Below are 25,933 nucleotides of genomic sequence, written 5' to 3'. Positions count from 1 at the left end.
TTCTGGTTTAGCTGTGAAGCTGATCCGTGGCTGTTTTAGAACACGTAGGCCAGGACCTCGCCGCCAATGTGCAGCTTGCGCGCCTCCTTGTCGGTCATCACGCCCTGGGAGGTCGAGATTATGGCAATGCCCAGGCCGTTGCGCACGCGGGGCAGTTCATCGGCCCCCACGTACTGGCGGCGCCCCGGCTTGGAGACGCGCTGCAGCTCCCGGATCGCCGGATTGCCGTTCCGGTCGTATTTCAAGTAGATGCGCAGCAGGCCCTGCTTTCCGTCATCGATGTCCAGGTACCGCTGCACATAGCCCTTGTCCACCAGAATCTGGGTGATGGCCCGCTTCAGTTTGGAAGCGGGCACGTCGACGTACACCTTCCGCGCCATCTGCGCATTGCGCAGACGGGCCAGGTAGTCGGCAATCGGATCTGTAATCCCACTCATGGTCGTTGCAGTTGACTGAAATCGGGGTTACCAGCTGGCTTTGCGAACCCCTGGAATCTTCCCTTCGAGGGCCATTTCACGGAAGACGATACGCGAGACGCCGAACTTGCGCAGGTAGCCCCGAGCCCGTCCCGTCAGCGGACAACGATTCCGCAGCCGGACCGGGCTGGAGTTGCGCGGCAGCTTCTGCAGGCCGATCCAGTCGCCTGCTTCTTTGAGCTGACGCCGCTTCTCCGCGTATTTGGCTACCAGTTCGCGGCGCTTTTTCTCGCGCGCCATCCAGCTTTTTTTCGCCATAGCGCCTTTATGCTGCCTTTGCTTGAGGTTCTTCGCGGCGGACGAACGGCATGCCCAGCAGCTTCAGCAGCGCATAGGCCTCTTCGTCCGTCTTCGCCGTGGTCACGAACGTGATGTCGAAGCCGCTGATGCGATCGACTTTATCCACGTCGATTTCGGGGAAAATAATCTGCTCGGGAATGCCCAGCGTGTAATTGCCGCGCCCGTCGAAGCTGCGGTCCGAAACGCCCCGGAAGTCGCGCATCCGGGGAAGGGCCAGCGTGACAAGGCGGTCGAAGAACTCGAACATCCGGTCGCCGCGCAGCGTGACCGATACGCCGACGGGCATGCCCTTGCGAAGCTTGAAGTTCGAAATGCTTTTCTTGGCGCGGCGCACGACCGGATGCTGGCCGGTGATCAGCCGGATTTCTTCGATCGCGTCGTCCAGCACCTTTTTGTTCTGGGCCGCCTCGCCCACGCCTTTGTTGACGCAGATCTTGACCAGGCGCGGCACCTGCATCACGTTGCGGTACCCGAACTGTTTCATCAGGGCGGGTACCACCTCTTCCCGGTATTTTTTCTTCAGTCGAGGAACGTAGGTCATGGCTCCCTATTCATTCTGGGCTTTTGTGCGCGCAGCCGGCCTCAGCGGTCCAGCTCCTCGCCCGTCGTTTTCGCGTAACGCACCCAGCGGCCCCGTCCCGTAGCCGGGTCTTCCACCCATTTACGGCCGACCCGCGTGGGCCGCCCGTTGCTGTCGAGCGGCATGACGTTCGAGACGTGGATGGGCATTTCCTGCTGGATGCGCCCGCCCTGCGGGTACTGGGGGCTGGGCCGCACGTGGCGGATGCGCAGGTTCACGCCTTCCACGATGACGCGCTGCTTTTTCGGAAAGACGCGCAGGATGCGCCCTTCCTTGCCTTTATCGTTGCCGGCGATCACGCGCACCAGATCGCCTCGTTTTACGTGCAGCTTGGGTTGTTTATTTTTTGTACGCGGCATGGCCTTCTGCAGCTCTTGGGGTTAGCGGCGGCTCAGACCACCTCAGGGGCCAGCGAAACGATACGCATGAACTGCTTGTCGCGCAGCTCACGCGCCACGGGCCCGAAGATACGGGTCCCGATCGGTTCGTCCTGGTTGTTGATCAATACCGCCGCGTTGTCGTCGAAGCGAATGTAGGTTCCGTCCGGGCGGCGGTATTCTTTCTTGGTACGGACGACGACGGCTTTGACCACGTCGCCCTTCTTCACGCTCCCTCCAGGAATGACCGATTTGACCGAGGCGACGATCTTGTCGCCGACGCGGGCGTAGCGCTTGTGGCTGCCGCCCAGCACGCGAATGCAGAGCAATTCTTTCGCCCCGCTGTTGTCGGCGACCACCAGTCTGCTTTCCTGCTGAATCATGGCGTTTCTTCTCGCTGGATTTTCTTAGCCCGCTCGATAATTTCGACGAGGCGCCACCGCTTGTGCTTCGAGAGCGGCCGCGTTTCCATGATGCGGACCACGTCGCCCTCGTTGGCCTCGTTGTGTTCGTCGTGGGCCATCAGTTTCGTCGTACGCTTGATGTATTTGCCGTAGAGCGGATGTTTGACGAGTCGCTCGACGGCGACCGTGATCGTCTTGTCCATTTTGTTGCTGACGACCACGCCGATCCGCTCCTTTCGGCGTCCGCGCTGCGTTTTCTGCGTCTGCTGTTCGTTAGCCATAGTTGTCTTTCAGGGCTTGGTGAGCCGCGACCTCACCAACTACCGGGTTATTCGTTCACGGAAGCCTGCCGGGCTTCCCGGAGTTTTTCGTTGTAAATCGTCTTCAACCGTGCAATAAGCCGCCGTTTGTTGCGCAGCAGCATGGGATTTTCGAGCTGCGCCACGGCATGCTGAAACCGAAGCTGGCGCAGTTCCTGCTCTTCGCTTCGAATGCGCTGGGCGATTTCTTCCAGGCTCATTGCACGGATCTCTTTCGGCTTCATAGCCTGCGTCCCAGGTTTGGGTTAGCGTCCCTGCGGAGCGGCCATGAGTTCTGGCCGCTTGACGAACTTGGTTTTAATGGGCAGCTTGTGCGAAGCCAGTCGAAGCGCCTCGCGGGCCAGCTCTTCCGGCACGCCGCCCACTTCGAAGAGAATGCGCCCCGGCTCCACGACCGCCACCCAGAACTCGACCGAGCCCTTCCCTTTACCCATACGGACTTCGGCCGGTTTTTTGGTCACGGGTTTGTCCGGAAAGATGCGGATGTACACCTTCCCGGTACGCCGCAGCTTACGGGTGATGGCCACACGGGCCGCCTCGATCTGCCGCGACGTGATGCGTGCCGGCTCAAGCGCTTTGATCCCGAAGTCGCCAAACTCTATCTGCGTACCGCGCGAAGCCAGGCCTTTGATACGGCCTTTCTGCTGCTTGCGGTACTTGGTACGTCGGGGCATTAACATGGCTCGTACCTCCGCTTCGCTTACGGCGAGGGACTACCCCCGCGCGGTTTCAGGTTAGCTCTCTTCTTCGGCAGCGCGGCGACCGGTCCGCCGTGCACGACGCCGACGCCGACGTTCGGGCTGCTCGAAGGTCTGCTGCTGTTGCCGCTGCATCAGGGCGTTCGGGCTCAAATCCGGCTTGCCGATAATCTCGCCCAGGAAGATCCACACCTTGACGCCGATCGTGCCGTAGATCGTGTAGGCCGTCGCCTGCGCATAGTCGATATTAGCCCGGAGCGTATGCAGCGGCACGCGTCCCTCCAGGTACTGCTCGGTGCGGCTCATTTCGGCGCCCCCCAGACGGCCAGACACCTTGATACGGATGCCCTGGGCGCCCATACGCATGGCGGCCGTGATGGCCTGCTTCATGGCCCGGCGGAAAGAGACGCGACCTTCCAGCTGCTGCGCGATGTTCTGCGCCACCAGGCTGGCATCCAGCTCCGGCCGCTTGATCTCGCTGATGTTGATCTGGATCTCCTTGCCGGTCAGTTTCTGCAGCTCTTCCCGGAGCTTCTCCACCTCCTGGCCACCGCGGCCGATGACGACGCCCGGCCGGCTGGTATGGAGCGTGAGGATCACCCGCTTCGGGGTACGCTCGATCACCACCCGGCTCAGGCCGGCCCGCTTGAGTCGCGCCTGCAGATAGCGCCGGATCTCCTCGTCCTCGATCAGCTTCTCCGGCAGGTCCTTTTCCGCATACCAGCTGGAGAACCAGCCGCGGATGACGCCCAGGCGAAATCCTATCGGGTGTGTTTTCTGACCCATAATGGTTCGTTGCTACGGGTTGACCTTTTCTGCTCGCCGCCGCTCAGGCTTCCACTTCGGACTCGGTGGTGGCCACCACGACGGTCAGATGACTCATGCGCCGCCGGATGGGCACCGCCCGCCCGCGGGGTGCCGCACGCCAGCGCTTGAGCCGTGGTCCATCGTCCACGCGAATCTCCCGGATCACCAGGGCCGCCTCGTCGATGCGCTCCTCCGCATTCTTTTCGATCAGGTTGTAGACGGCCGAGCGGATGGTCTTTTCGACGGGGCGTGCCGCCCGGTGCGGCAGGTGCCGCAGGATGGCCAGCGCTTCGGCCACCCGTTTGCCACGCACGGCGTTGACCACCACGCGCATCTTGCGCGGCGAACTCCGAATGTATTTGTTGATGGCTCTGGCTTCCATGGCTCCCTATGGCTTATCGACGGCCACGCTTGTCTTTCTTGTCGCCGGCATGCCCGCGGAAGGTCCGCGTCGGCGCAAACTCGCCCAACCGGTGCCCGACCATGTTCTCCGTGATATAGACCGGGATGAACTGCCGGCCGTTGTGCACGGCGAACGTATGGCCGACAAACTCGGGAATGATCATCGAGGCCCGGCTCCAGGTTTTGATCACCTTCTTCTGGCCGGACCGGTTGAGCTCCTCGACCTTCTTGAGCAGTTTATAATGGACGTAGGGTCCTTTTTTCAGCGAACGCGCCATAGCCGCTATTCTCTGCGTTTTGCTTCAGCGTCGTGCGTTACTTGGCCGCATTGCGACGACGCAGGATGTATTTGTCCGAAGGTTTGTTGCGCTTGCGGGTCTTGTAGCCCTTGGCCGGCTGGCCCCACGGCGAGCGCGGATGTCCACCGGAGTGCCGTCCTTCGCCACCACCCATCGGGTGGTCGATGGGGTTCATGGCCACACCGCGCACTTTGGGCCGAATGCCCAGCCAGCGGCTGCGGCCGGCCTTTCCGAGATCGATATTCATGTGGTCGGCGTTGCTCGTGGTGCCGATCGTAGCCCGGCACTTCACGTGGATCAGACGAATCTCTCCGGAAGGCAGGCGCAGCGTAGCGTATTTCCCTTCACGGGCCATCACCTGCGCATAAGTGCCGGCCGCCCGGGCAATCTGCGCGCCCTTGCCGGGCTTCATCTCGATGCAGTGCACGTAGGAGCCCACCGGAATTTTCTCGAGCGGCAGGCAGTTGCCCGGCTCGGGGGGCGCGCCCGGCCCGTTCATCACGGTCTGGCCGACCTTGATTTCGTTCGGTGCGATGATGTAGCGCTTTTCGCCGTCGGCATAGGCCAGCAGCGCGATGCGCGCCGAACGGTTCGGGTCGTATTCGATGCTGACCACGCGGGCCGGGATGCCGTCCTTGTCCCGCCTGAAATCGATGATACGGTAGCGACGCTTGTGACCCCCGCCCTGATGGCGCGTGGTGATCCGGCCCTGGTTGTTGCGGCCGGCGTGCTTCTTCAGCGGCGCCAGCAGGCTCTTTTCGGGCGTATCCTTTGTGATTTCCTCAAACGTCGAAACCGAATACTGGCGCTGACCAGGGGTTACCGGTTTCCGTCTGCGAATCGGCATGATCGTCGGCTCAGTCTAAGGCAGGCTTACCTGTCCTGAAGGACTTTGCGCCTGCCGGGTTCACACTCACACGTTCTCGAAGAAGTCGATCCGAGGACTGTCGGGCGTCAGCGTCACGATGGCCTTCTTGTAAGAGCCGGTACGGCCTTCGGCCACACCCCGGCGCGAAAACTGCCGGCGGCGCTTACCGGGCATGATCATCGTGCGCACCTTCTGGACCCTGACGCCCGGATACATGGCCTCAACGGCCTTGCGGATTTCGATTTTGTTGGCGTCTTTCGCCACGATAAAGGCGTAACGCCCCTCGTCCATCTGCTGCGAGAGCTTTTCCGTCACCAGCGGACGGATCAAAATCGGATGCTTGCTCATGGTCTCGTCTCAGCCGGTTTGATTCAGGCCGCCACCGGTGCCGTACGCAGCATGCGGTTCAGCACCTCAACGGCGCTCTCCTGCATCAGCAGGACCTGCGCGTCGAGCAGGTCGCGCGTCGAAGCATTCCGGGCTTCCAGCACCCGCACTTTCGGGAGGTTGCGGCTCGACAGGTACAGCGTGGGGTTGTATTCCCCGGTCAGCAGCAGCACCTTTCGGTCGGCCAGCCCCTGCGCCGCCAGCACTTCCAGCAGACGCCGGGTGCTGGGCTGCTCGAACGTGAAGTCCTCCACCACACGGATGGCCTCGGCCTGCGCCTTGTAGGTCAGCGCCGAACGCCGGGCCAGCCGCTGCGTCTTGCGGTTGACCTTCAGTTCGTAGGAGCGGGGCTGTGGCCCGTGGGCCGTACCTCCCCCCCGGCGAATGGGCGACTTGGCATCGCCGGCCCGGGCGTAACCCGTACCTTTCTGGCGGTACAGCTTGCGGGTGCTGTGGGCGTTTTCGGCCCGGTTCTTCACCTTGTGCGTACCCTGCCGCCGGTTCGCTTCGATCCGCTTGACGTCGAGCCAGAGCACATGATCGTTGGGCTCGATCTCGAAGACGGTCGGATCGAGCGTCACCGTGCGACCGCTTTCGCTCCCGTCCAGCCGATATACCTGCAGTTCCATGACGTTCGCCTCGATTCAGCGGGTCCGTTACTGGACCTTCTTGTGCAATTCGACAATGCCGTTTACAGGCCCGGGGACCGCCCCCTTTACCAGGATCAGGTTGTGCTCCGGAAAGATGCGCACCACCCGAAGGTTTTTCACCTTCACGCGCTGGTTGCCCATGCGCCCGGCCATGCGCATGCCCTTGAACACATGCGACGGGAACGACGAGGCGCCGATCGAACCGGGCGCCCGCTCCCGGTTGTGCTGGCCGTGCGTGCGCGCACCGACGCCGCCAAAGCCATGGCGCTTGACCACGCCCTGGAAACCCCGGCCTTTCGTGATGCCCACCACGTCGATCAGCTCACCTTCCCGGAAAAGCTGCTCGACGCGCACTTCGTCGCCGGGCTTGACGTCCAGCACGAAGTTTTTAAACTCGCGGAGCACCTGCTTCGGCGACACGCCGGCCTTCTCGAAGTGGCCGAGCATGGCCCGCGTGGTGCGCTTGGGCTTCCGTTCACCGTAGCCCAGCTGCACGGCCTCGTACCCGTCTTTGCCTTCGGCCGTCTTCACCTGCACCACCGCGTTCGGCTCGGCCTGAATGATGGTGCAGGGAATGCAGTTGCCGGCCTGGTCAAAGACCTGGGTCATTCCGATCTTTCGTCCAAGCATTCCACTCATGGTGCCTGTGCACACAGCTTATGGCAGCCCACTGGCCGCCCTTACACTTTGATCTCCACATCGACGCCGCTGGGCAGCTCCAGCTTCATCAGCGCGTCGACCGTCTTGCTGCTGGTCGACAGGATGTCGATCAGCCGCTTGTGGCGACGGATTTCAAACTGCTCGCGGCTCTCCTTGTCAATGTGCGGACTCCGAAGCACCGTGATGACCGTGCGCTCGGTCGGCAGCGGAATCGGCCCGCTGACCACCGCACCGGTCGCCTTCACGGTGCGGATGATCTTTTCCGCACTCCTGTCGATCAGCGTGTGATCGTAGGATTTCAGCTTGATGCGAATCTTCTGGCTGGCCATCGCCCTCTTGCTTTCGGCAAGTCAAAGGGTGGGGGCACGTTAACGCGTGCCCCCACGGTTGGTTTATTCAAAATCGACGGATTTCAGTCGAGGATTTTGGTGACGACGCCGGCCCCGACGGTCCGTCCTCCCTCACGAATCGCAAAACGCAACCCCTCCTCCATCGCCACCGGATAAATCAACTTCACCCGAAAACGCGCATTGTCCCCAGGCATCACCATCTCCACGCCCTCCGGCAACGTAATATCTCCCGTCACGTCCGTCGTCCGGAAATAAAACTGCGGACGATACCCGTTGAAAAACGGCGTGTGACGTCCACCCTCCTCCTTCGACAACACGTACACCTCGCACTCAAACTCCCGGTGCGGCGTCACACTACCCGGCGCGCACACCACCATCCCACGCTCCACATCCTCCTTGCCAATCCCACGCAACAACAACCCCACGTTGTCGCCAGCCTCTCCCTGCTCCAACTGCTTGCGGAACATCTCCACGCCCGTCACCACCGACGTCAACTTCTCCTCCCGCAATCCAATGATCTCCACCGGATCACCTACCTTCACCACGCCCCGCTCAATCCGACCCGTCACCACCGTACCACGACCCGTGATCGAAAATACGTCCTCGATCGGCATCAAAAACGGCTTGTCCTTCTCACGTACCGGCGTCGGAATGTACTCGTCCACCGCGTTCATCAACTCCATGATCTTGTCCTCCCACTGCGGATCCCCATTGAGCGCACCCAGCGCGCTACCCCGAATCACCGGCACCTCATCCCCAGGAAACTCGTACTGGCTCAACAACTCCCGCACCTCCATCTCCACCAGCTCCAGCAACTCCTCGTCGTCCACCAGGTCCACCTTGTTCAAAAACACCACAATGTAGGGCACCCCCACCTGACGCGCCAGCAGAATGTGCTCCCGCGTCTGCGGCATCGGACCGTCGGTGGCCGCCACCACCAGAATCGCCCCGTCCATCTGCGCCGCCCCCGTGATCATGTTCTTCACGTAGTCGGCGTGACCCGGACAGTCCACGTGCGCATAGTGCCGCTTCTCGGTCGCGTACTCCACGTGCGCCGTGGCAATCGTAATCCCACGCTCCCGCTCCTCCGGCGCGTTGTCAATCGAATCAAACGTACGCGGCTTGTTGACCGGGTCCGGCACCCGCTTGGCCAACACCTGCGTGATGGCCGCCGTCAGCGTCGTCTTGCCGTGGTCGACGTGACCAATCGTCCCTATGTTCACGTGCGGCTTCGTCCGCTGAAATACCTCCTTCGCCATGGTTCTATCTGGTCTGATGGTTCGTTGCGAAATCCTCAGGCGGTTGTGGCACCCGTGGCCGCCGCGATGATCTCGTCGGCGATGTTCTTGGGCACCTCTTCGTAGGTTTCAAACTGCATGGTGTAGATGGCACGGCCCTGCGTGAGCGAGCGCAGGTCGGTCGAGTAGCCGAACATCTCGGCCAGCGGGACCAGCGCCCGCACCACCTGGGCCTCCTGGCGCTGTTCCATGCTCAGGATGCGACCGCGCCGGCTGTTCAGGTCGCCGATCACGTCGCCGAGGTACTCCTCGGGCGTGATCACTTCCACGCGCATGATCGGCTCCATGAGCACCGGGTTGGCCCGACGCGCCGCGTTGCGGAAGGCCATACGGCCGGCAATCTCGAACGAGATCGCGTCGGAGTCGACCGGGTGCGTCTTTCCGTCGTAGAGCCGGGCCCGGACGCCCTCGACCGGATAGCCGGCCAGCGGCCCCCGGTTCATGGCCTCCCGGATCCCCTTTTCAACGGCCGGAATGAACTCACGCGGAATGACACCGCCGTGAATGTCGTTGATGAACTCCAGCCCGGTGCCCGACTCGTTCGGGCCGAATTCGATATACACTTCGGCGAACTGACCGCGGCCACCCGTCTGCTTCTTGTGCACGTAGTGTTCGTCGACCGTGGCCCGGATAGCCTCGCGGTAGGCGACCTGTGGCCGTCCGACGTTCGCCTCGACCTTGAACTCACGGCGCAGCCGATCGACGATGATCTCCAGGTGCAGCTCGCCCATGCCGGCGATGATCGTCTGACCGGTCTCCGGGTCGACCGACACCTGGAAGGTGGGGTCTTCCTCGGCCAGTTTCTGCAGGCCGGTCGAGAGCTTGTCGCTGTCGGCCTTCGTCTTGGGCTCGATGGCGATCCGGATGACCGGCTCGGGGAAGTCCATCTTTTCGAGCTGAATCGGGTGATCCGGATCGCAGAGCGTGTCGCCCGTGCGCACCTCCTTGAGCCCGACGGCCGCCGCGATGTCGCCCGCCATCACCTCGTCCACATCTTCGCGATGGTTGGCGTGCATGAAAAGCAGGCGACCGATGCGTTCCTTCTTGCCGGTGGTCGTGTTGAGCACCTGCTGGCCTTTGGTCAGCCGACCACTGTAGACGCGGAAGAAGGTGAGCTTTCCGACGTACGGGTCGGTCATGATCTTGAAGGCCAGCGCGCAGAAGGGCTCGTCCGGGCTCGGATGGCGCTCCAGCTCCTCGTGCGTGTCGGGATGATGCCCCTTGATGGCCGGAATGTCGACCGGCGAGGGCAGGTAATCCAGGATGCCGTCGAGCAGCCGCTGGACGCCCTTATTCTTGAAGGCACTGCCGCAGAAAACCGGCGTGATGTCGAGGCTCAGCGTCGCCTTCCGGATCGTTTCCCGGATCTCTTCGGGAGTGATGGGCTCCCCTTCCAGATACTTCATGAGGAGCTCATCGTTGTGCTCGGCGATGGCCTCGAGCATCAGGATGCGCCAGTGCCGCGCTTCTTTCTTGAGATCCTCAGGAATGTCGATTTCGTCCCACGTGGCGCCCTGGGTCTCGTCGTGCCAGATGATGGCCTTGTTGAGCACCAGGTCGATCACCCCGCGGAACATCTCTCCGCTCCCGATCGGGATCTGCACGGGGACCGGATTGGCCTTCAGGCGCTGCTTCATCTGCTCGATGGTCCCCTCGAAGTTGGCCCCCGTGCGGTCCATCTTGTTGATGAACGCGATGCGGGGCACCCGGTATTTGTTGGCCTGGCGCCAGACCGTCTCCGACTGCGGCTCGACGCCCCCTACCGCACAGAAGAGCGCCACGGCGCCGTCGAGCACACGGAGCGAGCGCTCCACCTCGACGGTGAAGTCCACGTGACCGGGCGTGTCGATGATGTTGATCCGGTGCACCGGACGGTCCTTTTTGGAGCCGGACCAGAAGCAGGTGGTCGCCGCGGCCGTGATCGTGATGCCGCGTTCCTTTTCCTGCTCCATCCAGTCCATCGTGGCCGCCCCCTCGTGCACCTCACCAATGCGGTGCACACGCCCGGTGTAAAACAGGATCCGCTCGGTCGTCGTGGTCTTACCGGCATCAATGTGGGCCATGATGCCGATGTTGCGGATCCGCTCCAGCGGAATATCGTGATACTTGACTTCCATTGTCTTCTATCGTCCGTTTAACACAACCCCACAGCCTCCATCAGAAGCGGAAGTGGGCAAAAGCCCGGTTCGCTTCCGCCATGCGATGCATGTCGTCCTTCTTCTTGATGGCACCGCCTTCTCCATTGGCGGCCGCCATCAGTTCGTTGGCCAGCCGGATGGCCATGCTTTTATCTCGACGCGCACGGGCGCTCTGGATGATCCAGCGGAAGGCCAGCGACATGCGACGCTCAGGGCGCACTTCCATGGGCACCTGGTAGGTGGCGCCACCCACGCGGCGGCTGCGCACCTCCAGCAGCGGCGCGGCGTTGTTCACCGCCCGCTTGAACACGTCGATGCCCGGCTCGCCCGTACGCTCCTCAATGACCTTGAACGCCTCGTAGACGATCTTCTGCGCGATGCTCTTCTTGCCATCGCGCATGACGTAGTTGATAAAGCGCGCCACCAGTTCGTCGTTGTAAACCGGATCGGGCGCTACGGGTCGTCTTTCTGCTCGTTTTCTACGCATGGTTGTCAGGCGACAGCTTCACACTGCGTTGTCCCGAGACAACGCCTCCCGAATGCTTTTTACTGTTTGGGCCGCTTCGTACCGTACTTGGAGCGCGACTTGCGCCGGTCGGCCACACCGGCTGCGTCCAGCGCGCCGCGCACGATGTGGTACTTCACACCCGGCAGGTCCTTCACACGTCCACCGCGCACCAGTACGATGGAGTGCTCCTGCAGGTTGTGGCCCTCGCCCGGAATGTAGGCGATCACTTCCTCGCCGTTGGTCAGGCGCACCTTGGCCACCTTACGCAACGCCGAGTTCGGCTTCTTTGGCGTGGTGGTGTACACGCGCGTACACACCCCACGCCGCTGCGGGCAGCCGTGCAGGGCCACCGACTTGCTCTTCTTCACCTTGGGCTTGCGCCCCAACCGAATCAGCTGTTGAATCGTAGGCACGGCTTCCTGTACCGTCTGTTTGTTACACGTTGCGCCGTAGCAGCAGTTGAGTAATTTAACAAGCAAGAAGCTTTATCGCCAAAACAACCCTCTCCGCCACCCCTTTCTTAGCAGATTCTACACCGGCCAGCTCGTTTCGAGGCGTTCTAAACCGATATAGCAGTATATATCGGTGTCAAAAAAACGCCTGCGCTTCCTGAAACCAGGTGCAGGCCATGCCCTCAGGGGGCAGAAGAGGATTCGGGCCGCTCCGTCGGCGGAGCAGACGCTTCAACGGCGGAAGACGCAGCGGGTTCGCCTTTTTGCAGATCTTTCAATTCTTCCGCGTCCTTACCGTTGGGCGAGGGATAATCGCCGTAGGGACGCGGTCCGAGAATCTCCACCAGATCGCGTGGACCCAGCACCTCTTTTTCGAGCAACCGCCGGGCCAGCGCCTCCAGCTTGTCCCGCTTTTCTTCGAGGATCTGGCGGGCGCGTTCCCGGACCTCGTTGATGATCCGACGTACTTCCTCGTCGATCAGCCGCGCCGTCTCCTCGGAGTACGGCTTGTCGAAGAAGGCCTGCTCGCCATACTGGCCCGACAGGTTGAAGCTGACGTAGCCGACGCGCTCGCTCATGCCGTAGTCCACCACCATGGCGTAGGCCATGCGCGTGATGCGTTCCAGGTCGTTCTGCGCGCCGGTCGAGATGCGTCCGAAGACCAGCTCTTCGGCCACGCGCCCGCCGATGGCCATGGTCATCCGGTCGAGCAGCGCCTCTTTCGTGTAGAGGTAACGCTCTTCGGGCAGGTACTGCGCGTAGCCCAGAGCGGCCAGTCCGCGCGGGACGATAGAGACCTTGACGACCGGATCCGTGTAGCGCAGGAACCAGCCGACGATGGCATGGCCCGCCTCGTGATAGGCGACGATCTCGCGCTCTTCCGGCGAAATGATCTTGTTCTTCTTTTCCAGGCCGGCGATCACGCGATCGATCGCCTGCTCGAAGTCCTCCATCTCGACGGCTTCCTTGCCCTTCCGGGCCGCCAGCAGGGCCGCCTCGTTGCAGACGTTGGCGATTTCGGCCCCGGCGAAGCCGGGCGTCTGGCCGGCCAGCACCTCCAGGTCCACGTCGTCGCCCAGGATCAGGTCGCGCGTGTGCACCTTGAAGATCTCCAGCCGCTCGCGGCGGTCGGGCTTGTCGATGAGGATCTGTCGGTCGAAGCGGCCGGGCCGCAGCAGGGCCGGATCGAGCACGTCGGGCCGGTTCGTGGCCGCCATGATGATGACGCCCTTGTCCGTGTTGAAGCCGTCCATTTCGACGAGCAGCTGGTTCAGCGTGTTTTCGCGCTCGTCGTTGGCGCCCATCATGATGCCGCGGCCACGGGAGCGACCGATCGCGTCAATCTCGTCGATGAAGATAATGCAGGGCGCCTTTTCCTTGGCCTGCCGGAACAGATCGCGCACGCGCGCGGCCCCCACGCCCACGAACATCTCGACGAAGTCGCTCCCCGAAATGGAAAAGAACGGCACGCCCGCCTCACCGGCCACCGCCTTGGCCAGCAGCGTTTTACCCGTACCTGGCGGTCCCACCAGCAGCACGCCTTTGGGCAGCTTGCCGCCCAGTCGGGTGAACTTCTTCGGGTTTTTCAGAAACTCGACGATTTCCGCGACTTCTTCTTTGGCCTCGTCCAGCCCGGCCACGTCCTTGAACGTGACCCGGTGATCGCCCATCGCATCGTAGAGAATGGCCCGGTTCTTCCCAATATTGAGCACCTGCGAGCTGGGGTTCATGCGGCGCAGCAGAAATACCCAGAGCGCCACAATGAGAATGAGCGGAAAGATCCAGGTGAGCAATCCCCCGAACCAGTTCTCCTCGATGCGGGCGGTAAACTGTACGGTAGGCCGCCCCTCGGCGCGGGCCCGTTCGTTGTAGGCCAGCAGGAAGCTGGTCAGATCGTGATCGGCCGGTTTGGTGGTCGTGAAGCGGCGGATCAGTTCGGACGTCTGCGCGCCGCGAAGCAGGTCGGTCTGGCGCACCGGTACCGACACCAGGCCCTCGCGTACGGCGGCCTCCGTGAAGCGCCCCTGCACCTTCGTGTCGTTGACAATCTCGACGCGCTCCACGTAGCCTTTTTCGACGTATTCAAGAAACTGGCTGTATTCGATCGTGCTGGTGTCGGTGCCCGTCCAGAACAGGAAAAAGTGCACCAGCAGCGCCAGGAAAATCGCCAGATAAATCCAGACGGAAAAACGCGGCCGCCGCTCAGGCAGGCGGGGGCCGTTGGGAGGCGTATTTTTCCGTTCCAGCTCCAGGCTGTCGCGCTCGTTCTGCGACATGGGATTTCCGCTACACGGTCTTCTTCGGGATCGCTTCAGGGCGGGGCCGAGGTGGCTCCGCACTCCAGGGCCAAACCGCCGAGAAAAGGCTTTAGTTCCTGTTTTCGCGGCCCGTGGGCTCCAGCAGCAAGGGTCGTGCCCCACCCTGTAGCACCGGATGGAGCTGCTGGATGGCGGTACGGGCTTCTTCTTCGCTACGATAGCGGCCCAGGATGAGCCGATAGTGCAGGCGACCTTCGGCGCGATAGGGCCGCACGTCGATCACCTGCCCCGGCGCCAGCTGCCGGTACTGCTGCAGCACCTGTCCGACCTCCTGGTCGTTATCGGTCTCCAGCAGCAGGATGGTCCAGACCGCCCGGACGGACTCCGGCTCCCGCAGCCGCTCCGGTTCGGGGCGGCCCCGGGGCGGGCGTACCCGCGCCGAGTCGGCCTTTGCCGAATCGGGCGCCACTCCGGACGGCGGCGGCTTCAATGCAGCCAGCACCTCGCGGGCCAGCCGGGCTTCCGGCGCCTGCGGATAGCGCTCGGTCAGGTAGGTGTAGAGGCGAACCAGCGTGAGCGCGGTGTCCGGCCGCGCCGCCGGGGAGACCTTCGACGACACATCGGGAAGGGTCGAATCAACCTGCACGGAGTCCTGCGAAGCCGGCCCGGCGATCGTCTCCAGCGTGTCGGGCGCGGCAAGCGCCCGCCCCGTGTCGGCCACCGCGGCCGTATCCACGGCCGGAGGCGCCGGCATCAGGGCCGAACGCAACGGCGCCGGTATGGCAACGGGGAGCCGGGTGCTGTCGGCCAGCACTCCCCGATCCAGCATATCGCGCCACACGTAGCCGACGGCCAGCAGCGCGCGCGGCGCTACCGGTGTTTCCGGGTAGTGCGCGGCCGTTTCCAGCAAATGCCGGAGCGCCTCTCGATACCTTCCCCGGCGCCAGGCATCCACGGCCCGCGCGTAAGCCGCTTCGGCATGGGCCAGGGTGTCGGGGACAGTCGGCTGCGGTGGCGGAGTCGCTCCCTGAAGCACCCGGACCCGGCTGGCCAGCGGCGTATCGGGATACCGTTCCAGCAGGGTCTTCAGCAGCGCCGAGGCGGCCGCCGTGTCGCCCAGCGCCCGCTGCACCTCGGCCAGGGCATAATAGGCGCGTGGAGCCACCGGCTGATCGGCGTCTTCCAGAATCACCAGCCGGTACCAGTAGGCGGCCGAGTCGGGTCGCTGCATGGACAGAAACAGCACGTTGCCCAGTTCGTAGCGCAACCGCGCGCGTTCGGCCCGCATCTGCGCCTGTCGGACCGAATCGCGGGGTACGTCCGAAACGTCCACCGGGGGCAGCTCCTCCTCGACGTCTTCTCCATGGAGCCCATCGGCCATCTGGCCGTTCGCGGTCCGCTCGGCAACCGTCGCGCCCTGGATGGCCGCCCGGCGGCGCCAGTTGGGGACCAGAGGACGGCGGCCCCACCGCTCAAAGAAACGCGTGCGGTTTTCCTGGACGCGGACAGGATCGCGGTGAAACAGAAAGCCGGCATCGCCGCCTGCTGTGGCGGCTGCGGTCTCGGCGCTACGCGTGGGCTGCTCGAGGCGGCTCTGCAAAAACCGCTGTTCGGCCGCCCGCTCCCCTGCCCGCCGGCGCTGCGCTTCCAGCTCGCGCGCCCGCCGACGGCGCAGTTCCAGCACAAAGGCCGCGAACGCCTCGTCGTTGAGCGATCCCAGATAGAGCAGCGAGTCCAGCCGGTGAATTTCCTGTCGGACCCGTGCGAATTGTCCGAACACGCGCGCCTGCTCCTGCACATCACTCAGGGCCAGCGGCGTCGGTGGCGTCGAAGCGGCTTCGGTACGCGCCGATGCGCGCCGGTTGCCACCCAGGGCGGTAGCAGCCGTGTCGAAGTGGGCCGCAGCGGCCAGGTAATCCTGAAAGACGTCGCGGTAGAGCTCGCCCAGCGCATAATGAATCCGCCCGCGAACCCGGTTGATGTCGGCGTCGCTCTCGTAGAGGAGCCGATGGTAAAGCGTCCGGGCCTCTTCGACCGCTCCCATGGCCTGATAGATGCGAGCGCGCAGGTAGGTCAGCTCGGCCCGACGGGCAAAGTGCTTGTCGTCGCGTTCCATACGGCGGAGTCGCTCCAGCGCGGCTTCCGGATCGAGGTGCAGCCCCTGAATGCGGACGGCCTGCCACTCGGCGGCATAGGCCAGCTCGTAGTCGGGCCGGTAGCGACGCACGCGATCGAAGGCCGCGTAGGCGCAGGCGTAATCCTGAAGCGTTTCGCAGACCTGACCCAGCAGAAAGTATCCTTTTGCGCCGAGCGACCGCTCCGGCACGCGCTGCAAGCCCGCCTCCAGCGCCTGACGGGCCTCCTCCCAGCGTTCCTGTTGCACGTAGAGATCGGCCTGCAGCAGTAAAAAGCGCGACCGCCAGTCGGTGGGCAGTGCTTCACGGGCCAGCGTTTCCTGCAGCACGGTCTGCGCCTCGTCGAAGGAGCGGGCGGCCACCAGCGAACGCGCCAGCCAGAAACGCGCCTCCAGTTCCCTTTCCCTACTCAGCGCGATCACCTCGCGAAATTTCTGCGCGGCCCCCGCATAATTGCCCAGATAGAAATAGGACTGGCCGATCAGCATCAGGGCATCGTCGACCCATTTCGAGTCGGGATGCCGTCGCACCACCTCGGCGCTTTTTTCGATGGCTTTGTTGAAGGCAGCCGCGTTCGCCGTACGCGTCGGCGGCCCGAACAGGGTCAGGTAGGTGGTCAAATCGATCGGCTGCTCCTGCTGGGCGCGCAGGCCGCGCACCCCTTCGTCGAAGGATTTCCGGGCATTATAGAAGGTGTTGTAGTAGGCGCGGAAGTTGTCGAACTGGCGTCCCAGAAACGAGCTGGAGCTGCAGCCGGCCAGCACGCTCCCTGCAAGCAGCAGGCCCAGTAGCATGCGGGCGCGTATAAACCACAGGTCTGGCCCTGAGCGGTGCATGGCAGATAGTCCGATCGCGCGTTGTCCATCCGGCCGGCATCAGAGGGCGAACGCGCACTCCGGGCAATGGTTCGGGTCCGGAACGCCCACCATTACGGCAACGTTAAGCGGGCCGGCCAACCGGTGTGCTGCCTATGCCCTCACCCACCAAGCTACCCGAGCGCATCTTCCGCGACTTCAGCGCGTTCGGTCTGGGTTTGATGCAGCAGGTAGCCCGGCGTCTGGCGCCCACCCGCATCCGTCCCGTACATATCACCTGGCTTTTTCTGGTGGACGGGTTGCTTGCCGCATGGCTGGTTCGCCGCGGGCAACGACGTACCGATCGCCTGGCCGCCGTGCTGCTGATCGGCAAGCACCTGCTAGACGGGCTCGACGGAGCGCTGGCCCGCCACCAGCGCCCCTCCCGGCTGGGCCGCTATTTCGACTCGATTGCAGACTTCGCGGTAAACGTGGCGCTGTTTGCGGCTGTGGCCGATCGGCGGGGCGGACGACTTCGCGACCGGTTGTTTTCGGCCGCGGGCCTGCTGGCCATGCTCCTGCAGGGCTCGCTTTACAATTTTTACTATGTCCGTTACCGCCACCACCTTGCCGGCGAGCGCACCAGCCTGCCGGATGAACGCCAGGCCCGGCCTTATCCCTGGGATCCGCCCCGGCTTACGCGGCTGCTCCAGCGCCTCTATCTCATGCTGTACGGCTGGCAAGATCGGCTCGTTGCCCGACTGGACGCCTGGCTGACCGGCACGAGCACCCCGCCGCTGCCTTCGCCTTCGTTCATGACGGCGCTGTCCACGCTGGGACTGGGTCTGCAACTGGCGGTGGCCGCCGTGTTAGTGTTTTTCGGCCAGGCTGCCCGGTTGCCGCAGGTTTTTCTGGGGCCGTATCTGCTCTGGAGCGGCCTGCTGCTCGGCTGGCGCGCTCGGGAAGCCCGAAAGCCTACTCGATCCGACTGACGTGCACCATGTTGGTGCGTCCTTTGGCCGGCAGCGGCATTCCGGCCGTGATGACCACCAGATCGCCCGGCCTGACCAGCCCCTGTTCTTTCAGAATCCGGTGCACCAGCTGCACGCCCTGGTCCGTGTCGCGCTGAAAGGGAATCGAAAAGGCGCGCGTGCCCCAGAGCAGGCTGAGCTGCGGGACAATGCGGGGGTTGTCGGTGAAGGCATAGACCGGAACGGGCGGCCGGTGGCGGGCGATCATGCGGGCCGTGCTGCCCGTGGCCGTCAGGCAGGCGATCGCCACGGCGCCCACCTGCTCGGCAAGCTGGCAGGCCGTATAGCCGATGGCTTCGGTAACCGACTCGGCCTCGTCGGCGCCCTTCGGGATGTGCAGCCAGTGGCCCCGACTTTCGCGAATCTCGCGCCGGAAGCGTTCGGCCTGCCGAATGATCTCGTCCATCACCTGCACCACGCGCACCGGATACTTTCCGGTGGCCGTCTCGCCCGAGAGCATCAGCGCGTCGCTGCCGTCCAGCACCGCATTGGCCACGTCGCTGGCCTCGGCACGCGTGGGCCGCGGGTTCTCGATCATGCTTTCGAGCATCTGCGTGGCCGTGATGACCGGCTTGGCTGCGGCCAGACACTTCCGGATGATGCGTTTCTGCACGGCCGGCACCTCGGCCAGCGGCATCTCGATCCCCAGATCACCGCGCGCCACCATGATCCCGTCGGCCTGCGCCAGAATCTGATCGATCTTGGCCACCGCCTCCGGCTTTTCAATCTTGGCAATGACTCGTACTTCTTTGCCGGAGTCCCGCACGCGGCGCATCAGATCGGCCACGTCTGTCTCGCTTCGCACGAACGAAAGCGCGATCAGGTCCACTTCCATCTGCAGGCCGAACTCCAGATCACGCAGGTCCTTTTCGGTAAGCGACGGCGTGGAGTTGCGCAGGTGGGGCAGGTTGACGCCTTTGCGCGAGCGAAGCGGCCCGCCGACCACCACCTCCGTAATCACGTCCTCGCCTTCCACGTCCACGATTTTCAATTCCAGCAGGCCATCGTCGAGCAGAATGCGACCGCCGGGCTCCACGTCCTGCGCCAGCGTGGGATAGTTCACAAAGATGCGGGTCTGCCCGTCGGCCCGCTCGGGATGGGCCGTCAGAATCAGCCGCTGCCCCTCGTGAATCAGAATGCCGCCCTCGGCCACTTCACCGAGGCGGATCTTAGGGCCCTGCAGATCCTGCAGGATGGCCACGTCGCGTCCGAGCTTGCGCGCCTCTTCTCGGACAATTTCGATGCGGCGGCGATGCTCGTCGTGGGTGCCGTGCGAAAAATTCAACCGGGCCACATCCATACCGGCCTCAATGAGCTTTCGGATGATCTCGCGATCCGACGAGGCCGGTCCCAGCGTACAGACGATCTTTGTGCGGCGCGTCATGGAGTCACAGGCAGGCCTGTTCGAGATCGGGCAAAGCTACGATAAAAAGCCGGACGGGTTCAAACCAAGCTGCCTGTCATGAAGCGCTTACGAAGGCGGACTTCCCGACAAATTCAAGGATGGGGCAACTGGGCCCGCAGGGCTTCGGCCTGCCGAAGCGCCGAGGCGATCATCATCAGTTCCCCGACGTTTTCCAGCGTCAGCAAGCCGACGAGCTGCCCGTTATGCACGACGGGAAGCGCCTCGCAGCCGGTTTCCTGCATGCGCAGAAAGGCTTCTTCGAGCATGGCCGTATCCTCGATGGGGCGGCAGTTCGATCGCATGGCATCGCGTACCCGGCCCGACTGTCCCTCGCGGGCCAGCGCATGCAGCAGTGCCTTCCGGGTCAGCACCCCCACCACCTGACCGTTCTCGATCACCGGAAAATCGTGTTCGGCTCCGGCCAGCAGGGCCTCGACCGCCCGCCCCAGCGTGTCGTCCGGGTGCAACACCTGAAAACGCGTCATCATGGCCTGACGCACCGGGATGCCCTGCGTGAGCGAGCGGAACATGGCCTGCTGCGCTTCCTGCTGGGCGCCCACGTACACGAACAATGCAATGAACAGAAGGATCGGATTGAAGCTGATGAGCCCGAACAGCCCGAAAAGCACGGCCATACCCTGCCCGATGCTGGCGGCAATCTGGGTGGCGCGCACGTAGTTCATGCGCAGCGCCAGCAGCGCCCGGAGCACGCGGCCGCCGTCCATGGGAAAGGCCGGCAGCATGTTGAAGCCCACCAGCAGCAGGTTGATCCACATCAGCGACGTCAGAAAATGCAGGCGGGGCTGCACCAGCGCATTCGGGTCGAAGCTACCGCCCACGCCCCAGAGTACCAGCGCCAGCACGGTGGCGATTACCAGATTGACGGCCGGCCCGGCCACGGCGATCCAGAACTCCTGGATGGGCTCTTCCGGGATGCGCTGCAGGCGGGCCACCCCACCGATCGGGTACAGCGTGATGTCGCGGGTGGGGACCCCGAAGCGTCGCGCCATGAGCGCATGGCCCAGCTCGTGCAGGACCACGCACCCGAAGACGACCAGGACCAGCACCACACCCGCCAGCGCCGCCTGCACTCCCACGCCATGCAACAGGTAAAAAGCAAAAATGCCGGCAATCAGCAGGCCGAATGTCCAGTGTAGAAAAATGTCGATGCCGGCTATCCGGCCGATGCGCAGGGCACCTTTCATCTGCGTTGCGCTTACCGTTTACGTTCGTTTCCCACGCAATCCCGTTTGTACCGGGGCTTGTGCTTCTTTTGAAAGATAGACATGAATGCCCCTGAAAAAAACCGGCGATGTCGGCGCATCCGGGCTTTTCTTCGAGAAGTCATCCGAAAAAGGTTCTCAAGAAGATCATGAGGCACCCGAGCAATACAAAACCCAGGTAGTTTTCCGCGTAGCGCTCATGACGCATCACAATCCGGCGAAAATGCCCCAACCACGCAAACAACCGCTCTACTTTCCAACGGCGTCGATAGCGACGAAGCTTACGCCCATCCTGCGTCTTTTTCCGCTTCCGATTCCGCCGATGCGGGGCAATCATCTCTATACCCTGTTGCGCCAATGCCTTATCCAGCGGATCACTGTCATATGCCCGATCTCCAATCAAACGTACTGGCCTGGCCTCGGTAAAACGAGCCGCCAGAGTGGCTTCGACCAACCGGGTCTCATGTGGCGAAGCACTGGCCACCAGCACCGCCAGCGGCATCCCATTGGCATCGGCTATCGCCATGAGTTTGCTTCCTTTACCTCGCTTTGTCTTGCCCACACACGTCCCCCCTTTTTAGCAGCGACAAAGCAGGCATCGATAAAGCACTCCGAAAGCTTGAGCTTGCCCTGTTGGTGGAGTTCTTCGGCCAACACCTGCAAAATGCGTTGGAGGGTGCCGTTTCGGTTCCATGCCTGGAAGCGGTCGTGGCAGGTGGACCTGGGCGGAAAGTGGGCGGGGAGCTTGGCCCAGGGAGCGCCGGTCTGGAGTATCCAGAGGATCGCTTCGAGGATCTCGCGGTCGGCGCGTCGGGGACGGCCGCGTCGATCAGGGCGTTTAGGAGGGGAGACGATCAGGGGCTCGATGCGTGCCCATTGTGCGTCGGTGAGTTTCATGAGGCCGCTCCGATTATCGTGGCGATTACAGAGTATCCCTATTTTCCGGATAAGTTCGAGCCATGCCGCATTAAGCCCGGCCAGCGGCATCCTGCTTGCCTGTCTGTTTAACCTCTGGAAAATTTTGTATCTTTAGAGAAGTCGCCGAGCGATCACCCCCTCTCTACCCGCCAATCTCAAAACCAAAAAATGAGGGTGCGCCATGAGACGCCTGATGCTACTCCTGACGCTCGCGCTGGCCGCTGCTGCACAGGCCCAGGACCTCGAGGTCGTCTCCACGACCCCCGCCCACGGCAGCGCCAGCGTGGATCTGACCACGGCGGTATCCATCACGTTCAACAAGGCCATCAATCCGGCCGACAGTCTTCTTATCTTTCCGCTGGACACGCTATTGCAACAGCAGCTGACCGATCCAACGCGGATCACGTTCAGCACGGATGGCCAAACGGTGACGTTCCTCGTCACCCATCAGACCGATCAGGATTACACCTGGGTGGTGCACTATGCCAAGGGAGTTGATGGGAGCCGGCTGGCCCGGCGGTACGTGTTTCACTACACGACCTCGTCTGCAACAGGCCCCTACACGGTCAGCGGCCAGCTCGTAGAAATGCAGAGCGGACCGAGCAAACGACCGTTGTCGGTCCGACCGAGCCTTTTCACCTTCTGGTCGTTCTCAGAACCGCATGCCAGGCCTTTGGCCTCGTCTGCTTCCGGTCCGTTTACGCTGGCGCGCGCCCCGCGCCTTGCGGCACGTCCCCTGCCGATTCAGTCCAATCACCTGGGCAACTGGTATGTGGCACTCTGGCCTACCCCGGAGCCAGAAGGCGAGCCGATTCGCGTGGCGGTATCCAATCCGGACGGCTCGTTTGCCATCGAGTACGTGCGCCCCGGCACCTACTACCTGTGGGCGTTTTTACTTGCGCCCGATTTCACAGGTCCGCTGAGTTTTAGCTTCTACGATCAAAACGAGGACGGAACACCCGATCCCCTGCAGATCTCCGGCGATCTTTCCGGGCTGACGATTCCGGTCATCCGCCTCGAACCGCTCACAGCGCTTCAGGCGGCCCAGGTAGCCCAACTGGCGCTGGCAATGGCGAGCGTGGCCCCGGACGCCCAGATCGTCTTTATTCAGGGCGTACCTGACGAAAACGGCCGGGCGCTGAGCTGGGGCTTTACGGCCTATTCGCCCTCACAGCAAACGGCCTATGGCCTTTCCACATGGGGCACCACGTCGGCAGCGCCACCGATGGCCCTGCCTTCACCGACACCCTACGATCAGATGGCCCCGCTGCCGCTGGACAACATGGTGGATTCGGATGGCATCATAGCGGCCTATCGGAGTCGCTTCCCGGCCGCCGGCAATACCGAGCGCTTTCTGCTTCAGGCCGGCCAGCTTGCCCGCTATTTCGACGGTCTTGGCATCCTGCCGATCGAGCTGTACCCGCTGGATCCGGAGCAGTCCATCTGGCTCGTGCAGGAAAATCGTTCGCTGCCGACGCCCCTTGAAGGCAACCTGGAATACAGCGCCGCCTATGACCTGAGCGGCAACGAGCTCGTGGCCTACGAACCGGCCACGGCCGTCGAGGCTCTGCAGGCTGCCTGGCAGCGGGTGGCGCCCGCCAAGCGCATCCTGCAGAGCGATGGGATTGTTCGTTTCTGGGCCAATCCTTTTGATCCCTACAGTGGAAAAGCTTCCTGGTGGACGGTCGAGGTCGTCGCCGGTGGTCAGGCGCTGAGTCTTACGCTCAGCAACACGCTGGTGACCTGGATCGACACGCTGAGCCAGAGCGACTGGGCGGACGCGCCCAAGATTCCCTTCCCGGAGATCATCGACTCCGACCAGGCGGCCGACACGGCACGGGCGCGCAGCGCAGCCGAATTTCTGAACGCGCATGACAACGAATCGGTCTCTTCCTGGCTAGAAGGTGGCTTTCTGGCCGAGCAGTACGGATTGCAGGTCGATCCGAACACGCCGCTGTATGCGCTGAGGCTGGAAGCCTACCCCGGGTGGACATCCAAACGTGCCGAGCGCCGAACCATTGCGCAGGCATCTGCCACGTACTTCATCAACATGACCACCGGCGCCTTTGTCGAGGCGCAGACGTTTGAACCGATCGGGCCGTTCACAGCCCGTGCGCCGCTGCAAGCCGTCCGGGACTCCCTGGCCGAAGACTACCCGGGGGCGGAACTCAAACGCATCTTCTCGGACGGGGTCAATCCGGATGGCACTGCTTCCTGGTGGACGTACGACGCTTATCAGAGCGATGCAAACACGCAGATCACCGTAGCCGTCTCGGCTCCGGAGGAGACGTTTGCCTTCGAATTCTATCCTTCCTCGCCGCCGTCCGATTCCGTAGCCAACTGGCCTACACTGCCCGAATCGTTCATCGACTCGGACGAGGCGATGGCCACGGCGATGGCCAGCGGCGGCAGCGCGTTTCTGGAATCGCACCCCGATGCCTGGATCACCATGGAAGGGCGGGCCATGCCGGACCGCTATCCGCACCTGGAAGGACACTTCATCTGGGAGATCATCTTTCGGGGATTTACATCGGGTAAACGCGCTGCCACACTCGCCCAGGAAGATTCGCTGGTGGTACTGGTCGATATGGTGACCGGCGCATTGTTAATTCCACCGGTTGTGGACGAAAACGAAACGCTACCTGACGACACGCGCCTGGTGCTCCGAAGCATCTACCCGAATCCGGCCAACCGGACGGCGGTGGTCGTCGTGCAGGTGCCCCGGACCGAGCGCATCCGCCTGGTCGTCTACAACCTGCTGGGCCAGGAAGTGACCCGGCTGATCGATGGCCCGGTGACGGCCGGCGAGCACCGGCTGCGCTGGTCGGCAAGTGCCCTGCCGGCGGGACTGTACCTGGTGCGGTTGCAGGGTGAAGACGGCGTGCAGACGGTACCCGTCGTTGTGGCTCACTGATCGCCGGGCAAGCATTGGCGGCTGGCAAAGGTCCGGGCCTTCGGTGCCCGGACCTTTTTTCTGTTGAAACTCCCCTGCACCCGGCGGCATTCTTTTTTTGTCCACTGTGTTTGTATCACCGGCTCAGGACGCGCATCCGAGAAGCTTACCCGATGGGCCTATTGATCTTTTACCTGGCGCTGACGCTGAGCGTCTCGTTTCTGTGTTCCATCATGGAGGCGGTGCTGCTCAGCGTCACGCCGTCGTACGTGGCTGCTCATCAGCATACAACAACCGGTCGGCTGCTGCAGCGCCTCAAGCGCGACATCGACCGACCGCTGGCGGCCATCCTGAGCCTGAACACCATCGCCCATACGGCCGGTGCAGCCGGAGCAGGCGCACAGGCTGCAAAAATCTTTGGCGACGCCTACGTGGGCATCATTTCGGGCATATTGACGCTGCTGATCCTTGTCCTTTCCGAGATCATTCCGAAGACCGTGGGCGCCCTCTACTGGCGTGCATTGGCTCCGGCCGTGGCCCGCATGCTGCCTCCCATGATCTGGATCCTTTATCCGTTCGTACTGCTTTCCAAAGGCATCACGCGCCTGCTGGCCCGCGAGCGTCGAGCGCCCTCGATCAGCCGCGAAGAGCTGGCCGCCCTAGCCGAGCTGGGACGCCAGCAGGGCGTCTTCGAGCAGGAAGAACTGCGCATCCTGAAAAACCTGCTGCGCTTTCATGCACTGCGGGCCAAGGACATCATGACGCCGCGCACGGTCGTCTTCGCGCTGCCCGAAGAGCTGACCATCGCCGAGGTGCTGCGCCGCCATCCCGAGCTGCGTTTCTCGCGCATTCCCATCTACCGGAAAACGAAGGACCACATCACCGGCTATGTCTTGAAAGATGAAATCCTGCTCCGCGCCGCCCGGGACGAGGGCGACGTCCCGTTGCATCGTCTGCGCCGCGAAATCCTGGTGGTGCCGGAGAACCTGCCGCTGCCTGAGTTGTTCGAGCGCATGCTGAACCGTCTGGAACACATAGCGCTGGTGATCGACGAGTACGGCGGCACGGCGGGCATCGTAACACTCGAGGACGTCGTGGAAACGCTGCTAGGGCTGGAAATCGTGGACGAGGCCGATTCGACGCGCGACATGCAGGAGCTGGCCCGCCAGCAGTGGCGGCGCCGCGCGGCCCGGCTGGGGCTGCTTCCGGAATCGGAAGCGGCGGCCGAGTCCTCTACCGCCGAACGCGAGGCCGCCGTGCGCCTGGGTCTGACCGGTGGTCCTCCCCACCCGAATCGCTGAC

Annotated in this window: 28 protein-coding genes; 3 read left to right on the top strand and 25 right to left on the bottom strand. The window is 63.1% G+C overall.

What is annotated here, in order from left to right:
• Positions 1–35 precede the first annotated feature (35 nt).
• From rpsH to GYH26_RS04355, 22 genes are all read right to left on the bottom strand, one after another.
• A complete protein-coding gene (rpsH, locus tag GYH26_RS04460) occupies positions 36–437 on the bottom strand; it encodes a 30S ribosomal protein S8 (RefSeq protein ID WP_012843365.1) in 402 nt (133 codons plus the stop codon).
• A gap of 27 nt (positions 438–464) precedes the next feature.
• Complete coding sequence (rpsN, locus tag GYH26_RS04455) at positions 465–734, bottom strand: 30S ribosomal protein S14 (RefSeq protein ID WP_012843364.1); 270 nt, start codon at positions 732–734, stop codon at positions 465–467.
• A 7-nt stretch (positions 735–741) separates the two neighbouring features.
• A complete protein-coding gene (rplE, locus tag GYH26_RS04450; protein ID WP_012843363.1) occupies positions 742–1,317 on the bottom strand; it encodes a 50S ribosomal protein L5 in 576 nt (191 codons plus the stop codon).
• Between the two features lie 41 nt (positions 1,318–1,358).
• Positions 1,359–1,715: a 50S ribosomal protein L24 gene (gene rplX / locus GYH26_RS04445; protein ID WP_012843362.1), complete on the bottom strand. Its 357-nt coding sequence runs from the start codon at positions 1,713–1,715 to the stop codon at positions 1,359–1,361.
• Between the two features lie 32 nt (positions 1,716–1,747).
• Positions 1,748–2,116, bottom strand: coding sequence for a 50S ribosomal protein L14 (rplN, locus tag GYH26_RS04440; RefSeq protein WP_012843361.1), 369 nt, complete (start codon positions 2,114–2,116; stop codon positions 1,748–1,750).
• Complete coding sequence (gene rpsQ / locus GYH26_RS04435; RefSeq protein WP_012843360.1) at positions 2,113–2,418, bottom strand: 30S ribosomal protein S17; 306 nt, start codon at positions 2,416–2,418, stop codon at positions 2,113–2,115. Before rpsQ ends, rplN begins: the two co-directional genes overlap by 4 nt.
• A 47-nt stretch (positions 2,419–2,465) precedes the next feature.
• Entirely contained in the window at positions 2,466–2,681 is a 216-nt protein-coding gene (gene rpmC, locus GYH26_RS04430; RefSeq protein ID WP_012843359.1) for a 50S ribosomal protein L29, read from the bottom strand.
• A 21-nt stretch (positions 2,682–2,702) separates the two neighbouring features.
• A complete protein-coding gene (gene rplP / locus GYH26_RS04425) occupies positions 2,703–3,137 on the bottom strand; it encodes a 50S ribosomal protein L16 (protein ID WP_012843358.1) in 435 nt (144 codons plus the stop codon).
• Between the two features lie 54 nt (positions 3,138–3,191).
• Positions 3,192–3,941, bottom strand: a complete 750-nt coding sequence (rpsC, locus tag GYH26_RS04420) for a 30S ribosomal protein S3 (RefSeq protein WP_161540639.1) — start codon at positions 3,939–3,941, stop codon at positions 3,192–3,194.
• 43 nt (positions 3,942–3,984) lie between these two features.
• Complete coding sequence (gene rplV / locus GYH26_RS04415; RefSeq protein WP_161540638.1) at positions 3,985–4,344, bottom strand: 50S ribosomal protein L22; 360 nt, start codon at positions 4,342–4,344, stop codon at positions 3,985–3,987.
• A gap of 13 nt (positions 4,345–4,357) precedes the next feature.
• A complete protein-coding gene (gene rpsS, locus GYH26_RS04410) occupies positions 4,358–4,642 on the bottom strand; it encodes a 30S ribosomal protein S19 (RefSeq protein WP_012843355.1) in 285 nt (94 codons plus the stop codon).
• 37 nt (positions 4,643–4,679) lie between these two features.
• The gene (gene rplB / locus GYH26_RS04405) at positions 4,680–5,510 is read right to left on the bottom strand and encodes a 50S ribosomal protein L2 (protein WP_161540637.1); all 831 of its coding nucleotides are present in this window, start codon (positions 5,508–5,510) and stop codon (positions 4,680–4,682) included.
• 66 nt (positions 5,511–5,576) lie between these two features.
• Positions 5,577–5,879, bottom strand: a complete 303-nt coding sequence (gene rplW, locus GYH26_RS04400) for a 50S ribosomal protein L23 (protein ID WP_012843353.1) — start codon at positions 5,877–5,879, stop codon at positions 5,577–5,579.
• 23 nt (positions 5,880–5,902) lie between these two features.
• On the bottom strand, positions 5,903–6,547 hold the full coding sequence (gene rplD, locus GYH26_RS04395; RefSeq protein WP_054682949.1) for a 50S ribosomal protein L4: 645 nt from the start codon (positions 6,545–6,547) through the stop codon (positions 5,903–5,905).
• Positions 6,548–6,574: 27 nt separating this feature from the next.
• Positions 6,575–7,207, bottom strand: a complete 633-nt coding sequence (gene rplC, locus GYH26_RS04390; RefSeq protein WP_161540636.1) for a 50S ribosomal protein L3 — start codon at positions 7,205–7,207, stop codon at positions 6,575–6,577.
• Between the two features lie 41 nt (positions 7,208–7,248).
• Positions 7,249–7,557: a 30S ribosomal protein S10 gene (gene rpsJ, locus GYH26_RS04385; protein ID WP_012843350.1), complete on the bottom strand. Its 309-nt coding sequence runs from the start codon at positions 7,555–7,557 to the stop codon at positions 7,249–7,251.
• Positions 7,558–7,640: 83 nt separating this feature from the next.
• Positions 7,641–8,837 carry an elongation factor Tu gene (gene tuf, locus GYH26_RS04380; protein ID WP_012843349.1) on the bottom strand — a complete coding sequence of 399 codons (1,197 nt, stop codon included), beginning with the start codon at positions 8,835–8,837 and terminating at the stop codon, positions 7,641–7,643.
• 35 nt (positions 8,838–8,872) lie between these two features.
• Positions 8,873–10,993: an elongation factor G gene (gene fusA, locus GYH26_RS04375; protein ID WP_161540635.1), complete on the bottom strand. Its 2,121-nt coding sequence runs from the start codon at positions 10,991–10,993 to the stop codon at positions 8,873–8,875.
• A 40-nt stretch (positions 10,994–11,033) separates the two neighbouring features.
• Entirely contained in the window at positions 11,034–11,501 is a 468-nt protein-coding gene (gene rpsG, locus GYH26_RS04370) for a 30S ribosomal protein S7 (RefSeq protein ID WP_012843347.1), read from the bottom strand.
• A 59-nt stretch (positions 11,502–11,560) separates the two neighbouring features.
• Complete coding sequence (rpsL, locus tag GYH26_RS04365) at positions 11,561–11,935, bottom strand: 30S ribosomal protein S12 (RefSeq protein WP_012843346.1); 375 nt, start codon at positions 11,933–11,935, stop codon at positions 11,561–11,563.
• A gap of 221 nt (positions 11,936–12,156) precedes the next feature.
• A complete protein-coding gene (ftsH, locus tag GYH26_RS04360; protein WP_161540634.1) occupies positions 12,157–14,250 on the bottom strand; it encodes an ATP-dependent zinc metalloprotease FtsH in 2,094 nt (697 codons plus the stop codon).
• 91 nt (positions 14,251–14,341) lie between these two features.
• Positions 14,342–17,203 (bottom strand): tetratricopeptide repeat protein, encoded by a 2,862-nt coding sequence (locus GYH26_RS04355; protein WP_161540633.1) that lies wholly within the window; start codon positions 17,201–17,203, stop codon positions 14,342–14,344.
• Positions 17,204–17,337: 134 nt separating this feature from the next.
• Here GYH26_RS04355 and GYH26_RS04350 point away from each other — a divergent pair, with 134 nt between their 5' ends.
• Positions 17,338–18,153 (top strand): CDP-alcohol phosphatidyltransferase family protein, encoded by an 816-nt coding sequence (locus tag GYH26_RS04350; RefSeq protein WP_161540632.1) that lies wholly within the window; start codon positions 17,338–17,340, stop codon positions 18,151–18,153.
• Here GYH26_RS04350 and pyk read toward each other — a convergent pair.
• The 3 genes from pyk to GYH26_RS04335 form a co-directional block, all read right to left on the bottom strand.
• The gene (pyk, locus tag GYH26_RS04345; RefSeq protein ID WP_161540631.1) at positions 18,137–19,576 is read right to left on the bottom strand and encodes a pyruvate kinase; all 1,440 of its coding nucleotides are present in this window, start codon (positions 19,574–19,576) and stop codon (positions 18,137–18,139) included. The two genes, GYH26_RS04350 and pyk, sit on opposite strands and share 17 nt — an antisense overlap.
• A 113-nt stretch (positions 19,577–19,689) precedes the next feature.
• Entirely contained in the window at positions 19,690–20,802 is a 1,113-nt protein-coding gene (locus GYH26_RS04340; RefSeq protein ID WP_161540630.1) for a site-2 protease family protein, read from the bottom strand.
• Positions 20,803–20,941: 139 nt separating this feature from the next.
• A protein-coding gene (locus GYH26_RS04335) for an IS5 family transposase (RefSeq protein WP_197738543.1) occupies positions 20,942–21,717 on the bottom strand; the annotation gives its coding sequence in 2 pieces (ribosomal slippage) (positions 20,942–21,381 and positions 21,381–21,717; 777 coding nt in all).
• Between the two features lie 202 nt (positions 21,718–21,919).
• Between GYH26_RS04335 and GYH26_RS04330 the strand changes: the two genes are divergently transcribed.
• Positions 21,920–24,652 (top strand): T9SS type A sorting domain-containing protein, encoded by a 2,733-nt coding sequence (locus tag GYH26_RS04330; RefSeq protein ID WP_161540629.1) that lies wholly within the window; start codon positions 21,920–21,922, stop codon positions 24,650–24,652.
• Positions 24,653–24,804: 152 nt separating this feature from the next.
• Complete coding sequence (locus GYH26_RS04325) at positions 24,805–25,932, top strand: hemolysin family protein (protein ID WP_161540628.1); 1,128 nt, start codon at positions 24,805–24,807, stop codon at positions 25,930–25,932.
• Position 25,933 lies beyond the last annotated feature (1 nt).

Origin of the sequence: Rhodothermus marinus, assembly GCF_009936275.1 — a bacterium.
Taxonomy (GTDB): domain Bacteria; phylum Bacteroidota; class Rhodothermia; order Rhodothermales; family Rhodothermaceae; genus Rhodothermus; species Rhodothermus marinus_A.
The sequence above is the reverse complement of the archived record's forward strand: the minus strand, read 5'-3'. Positions and strand labels throughout refer to the sequence as shown.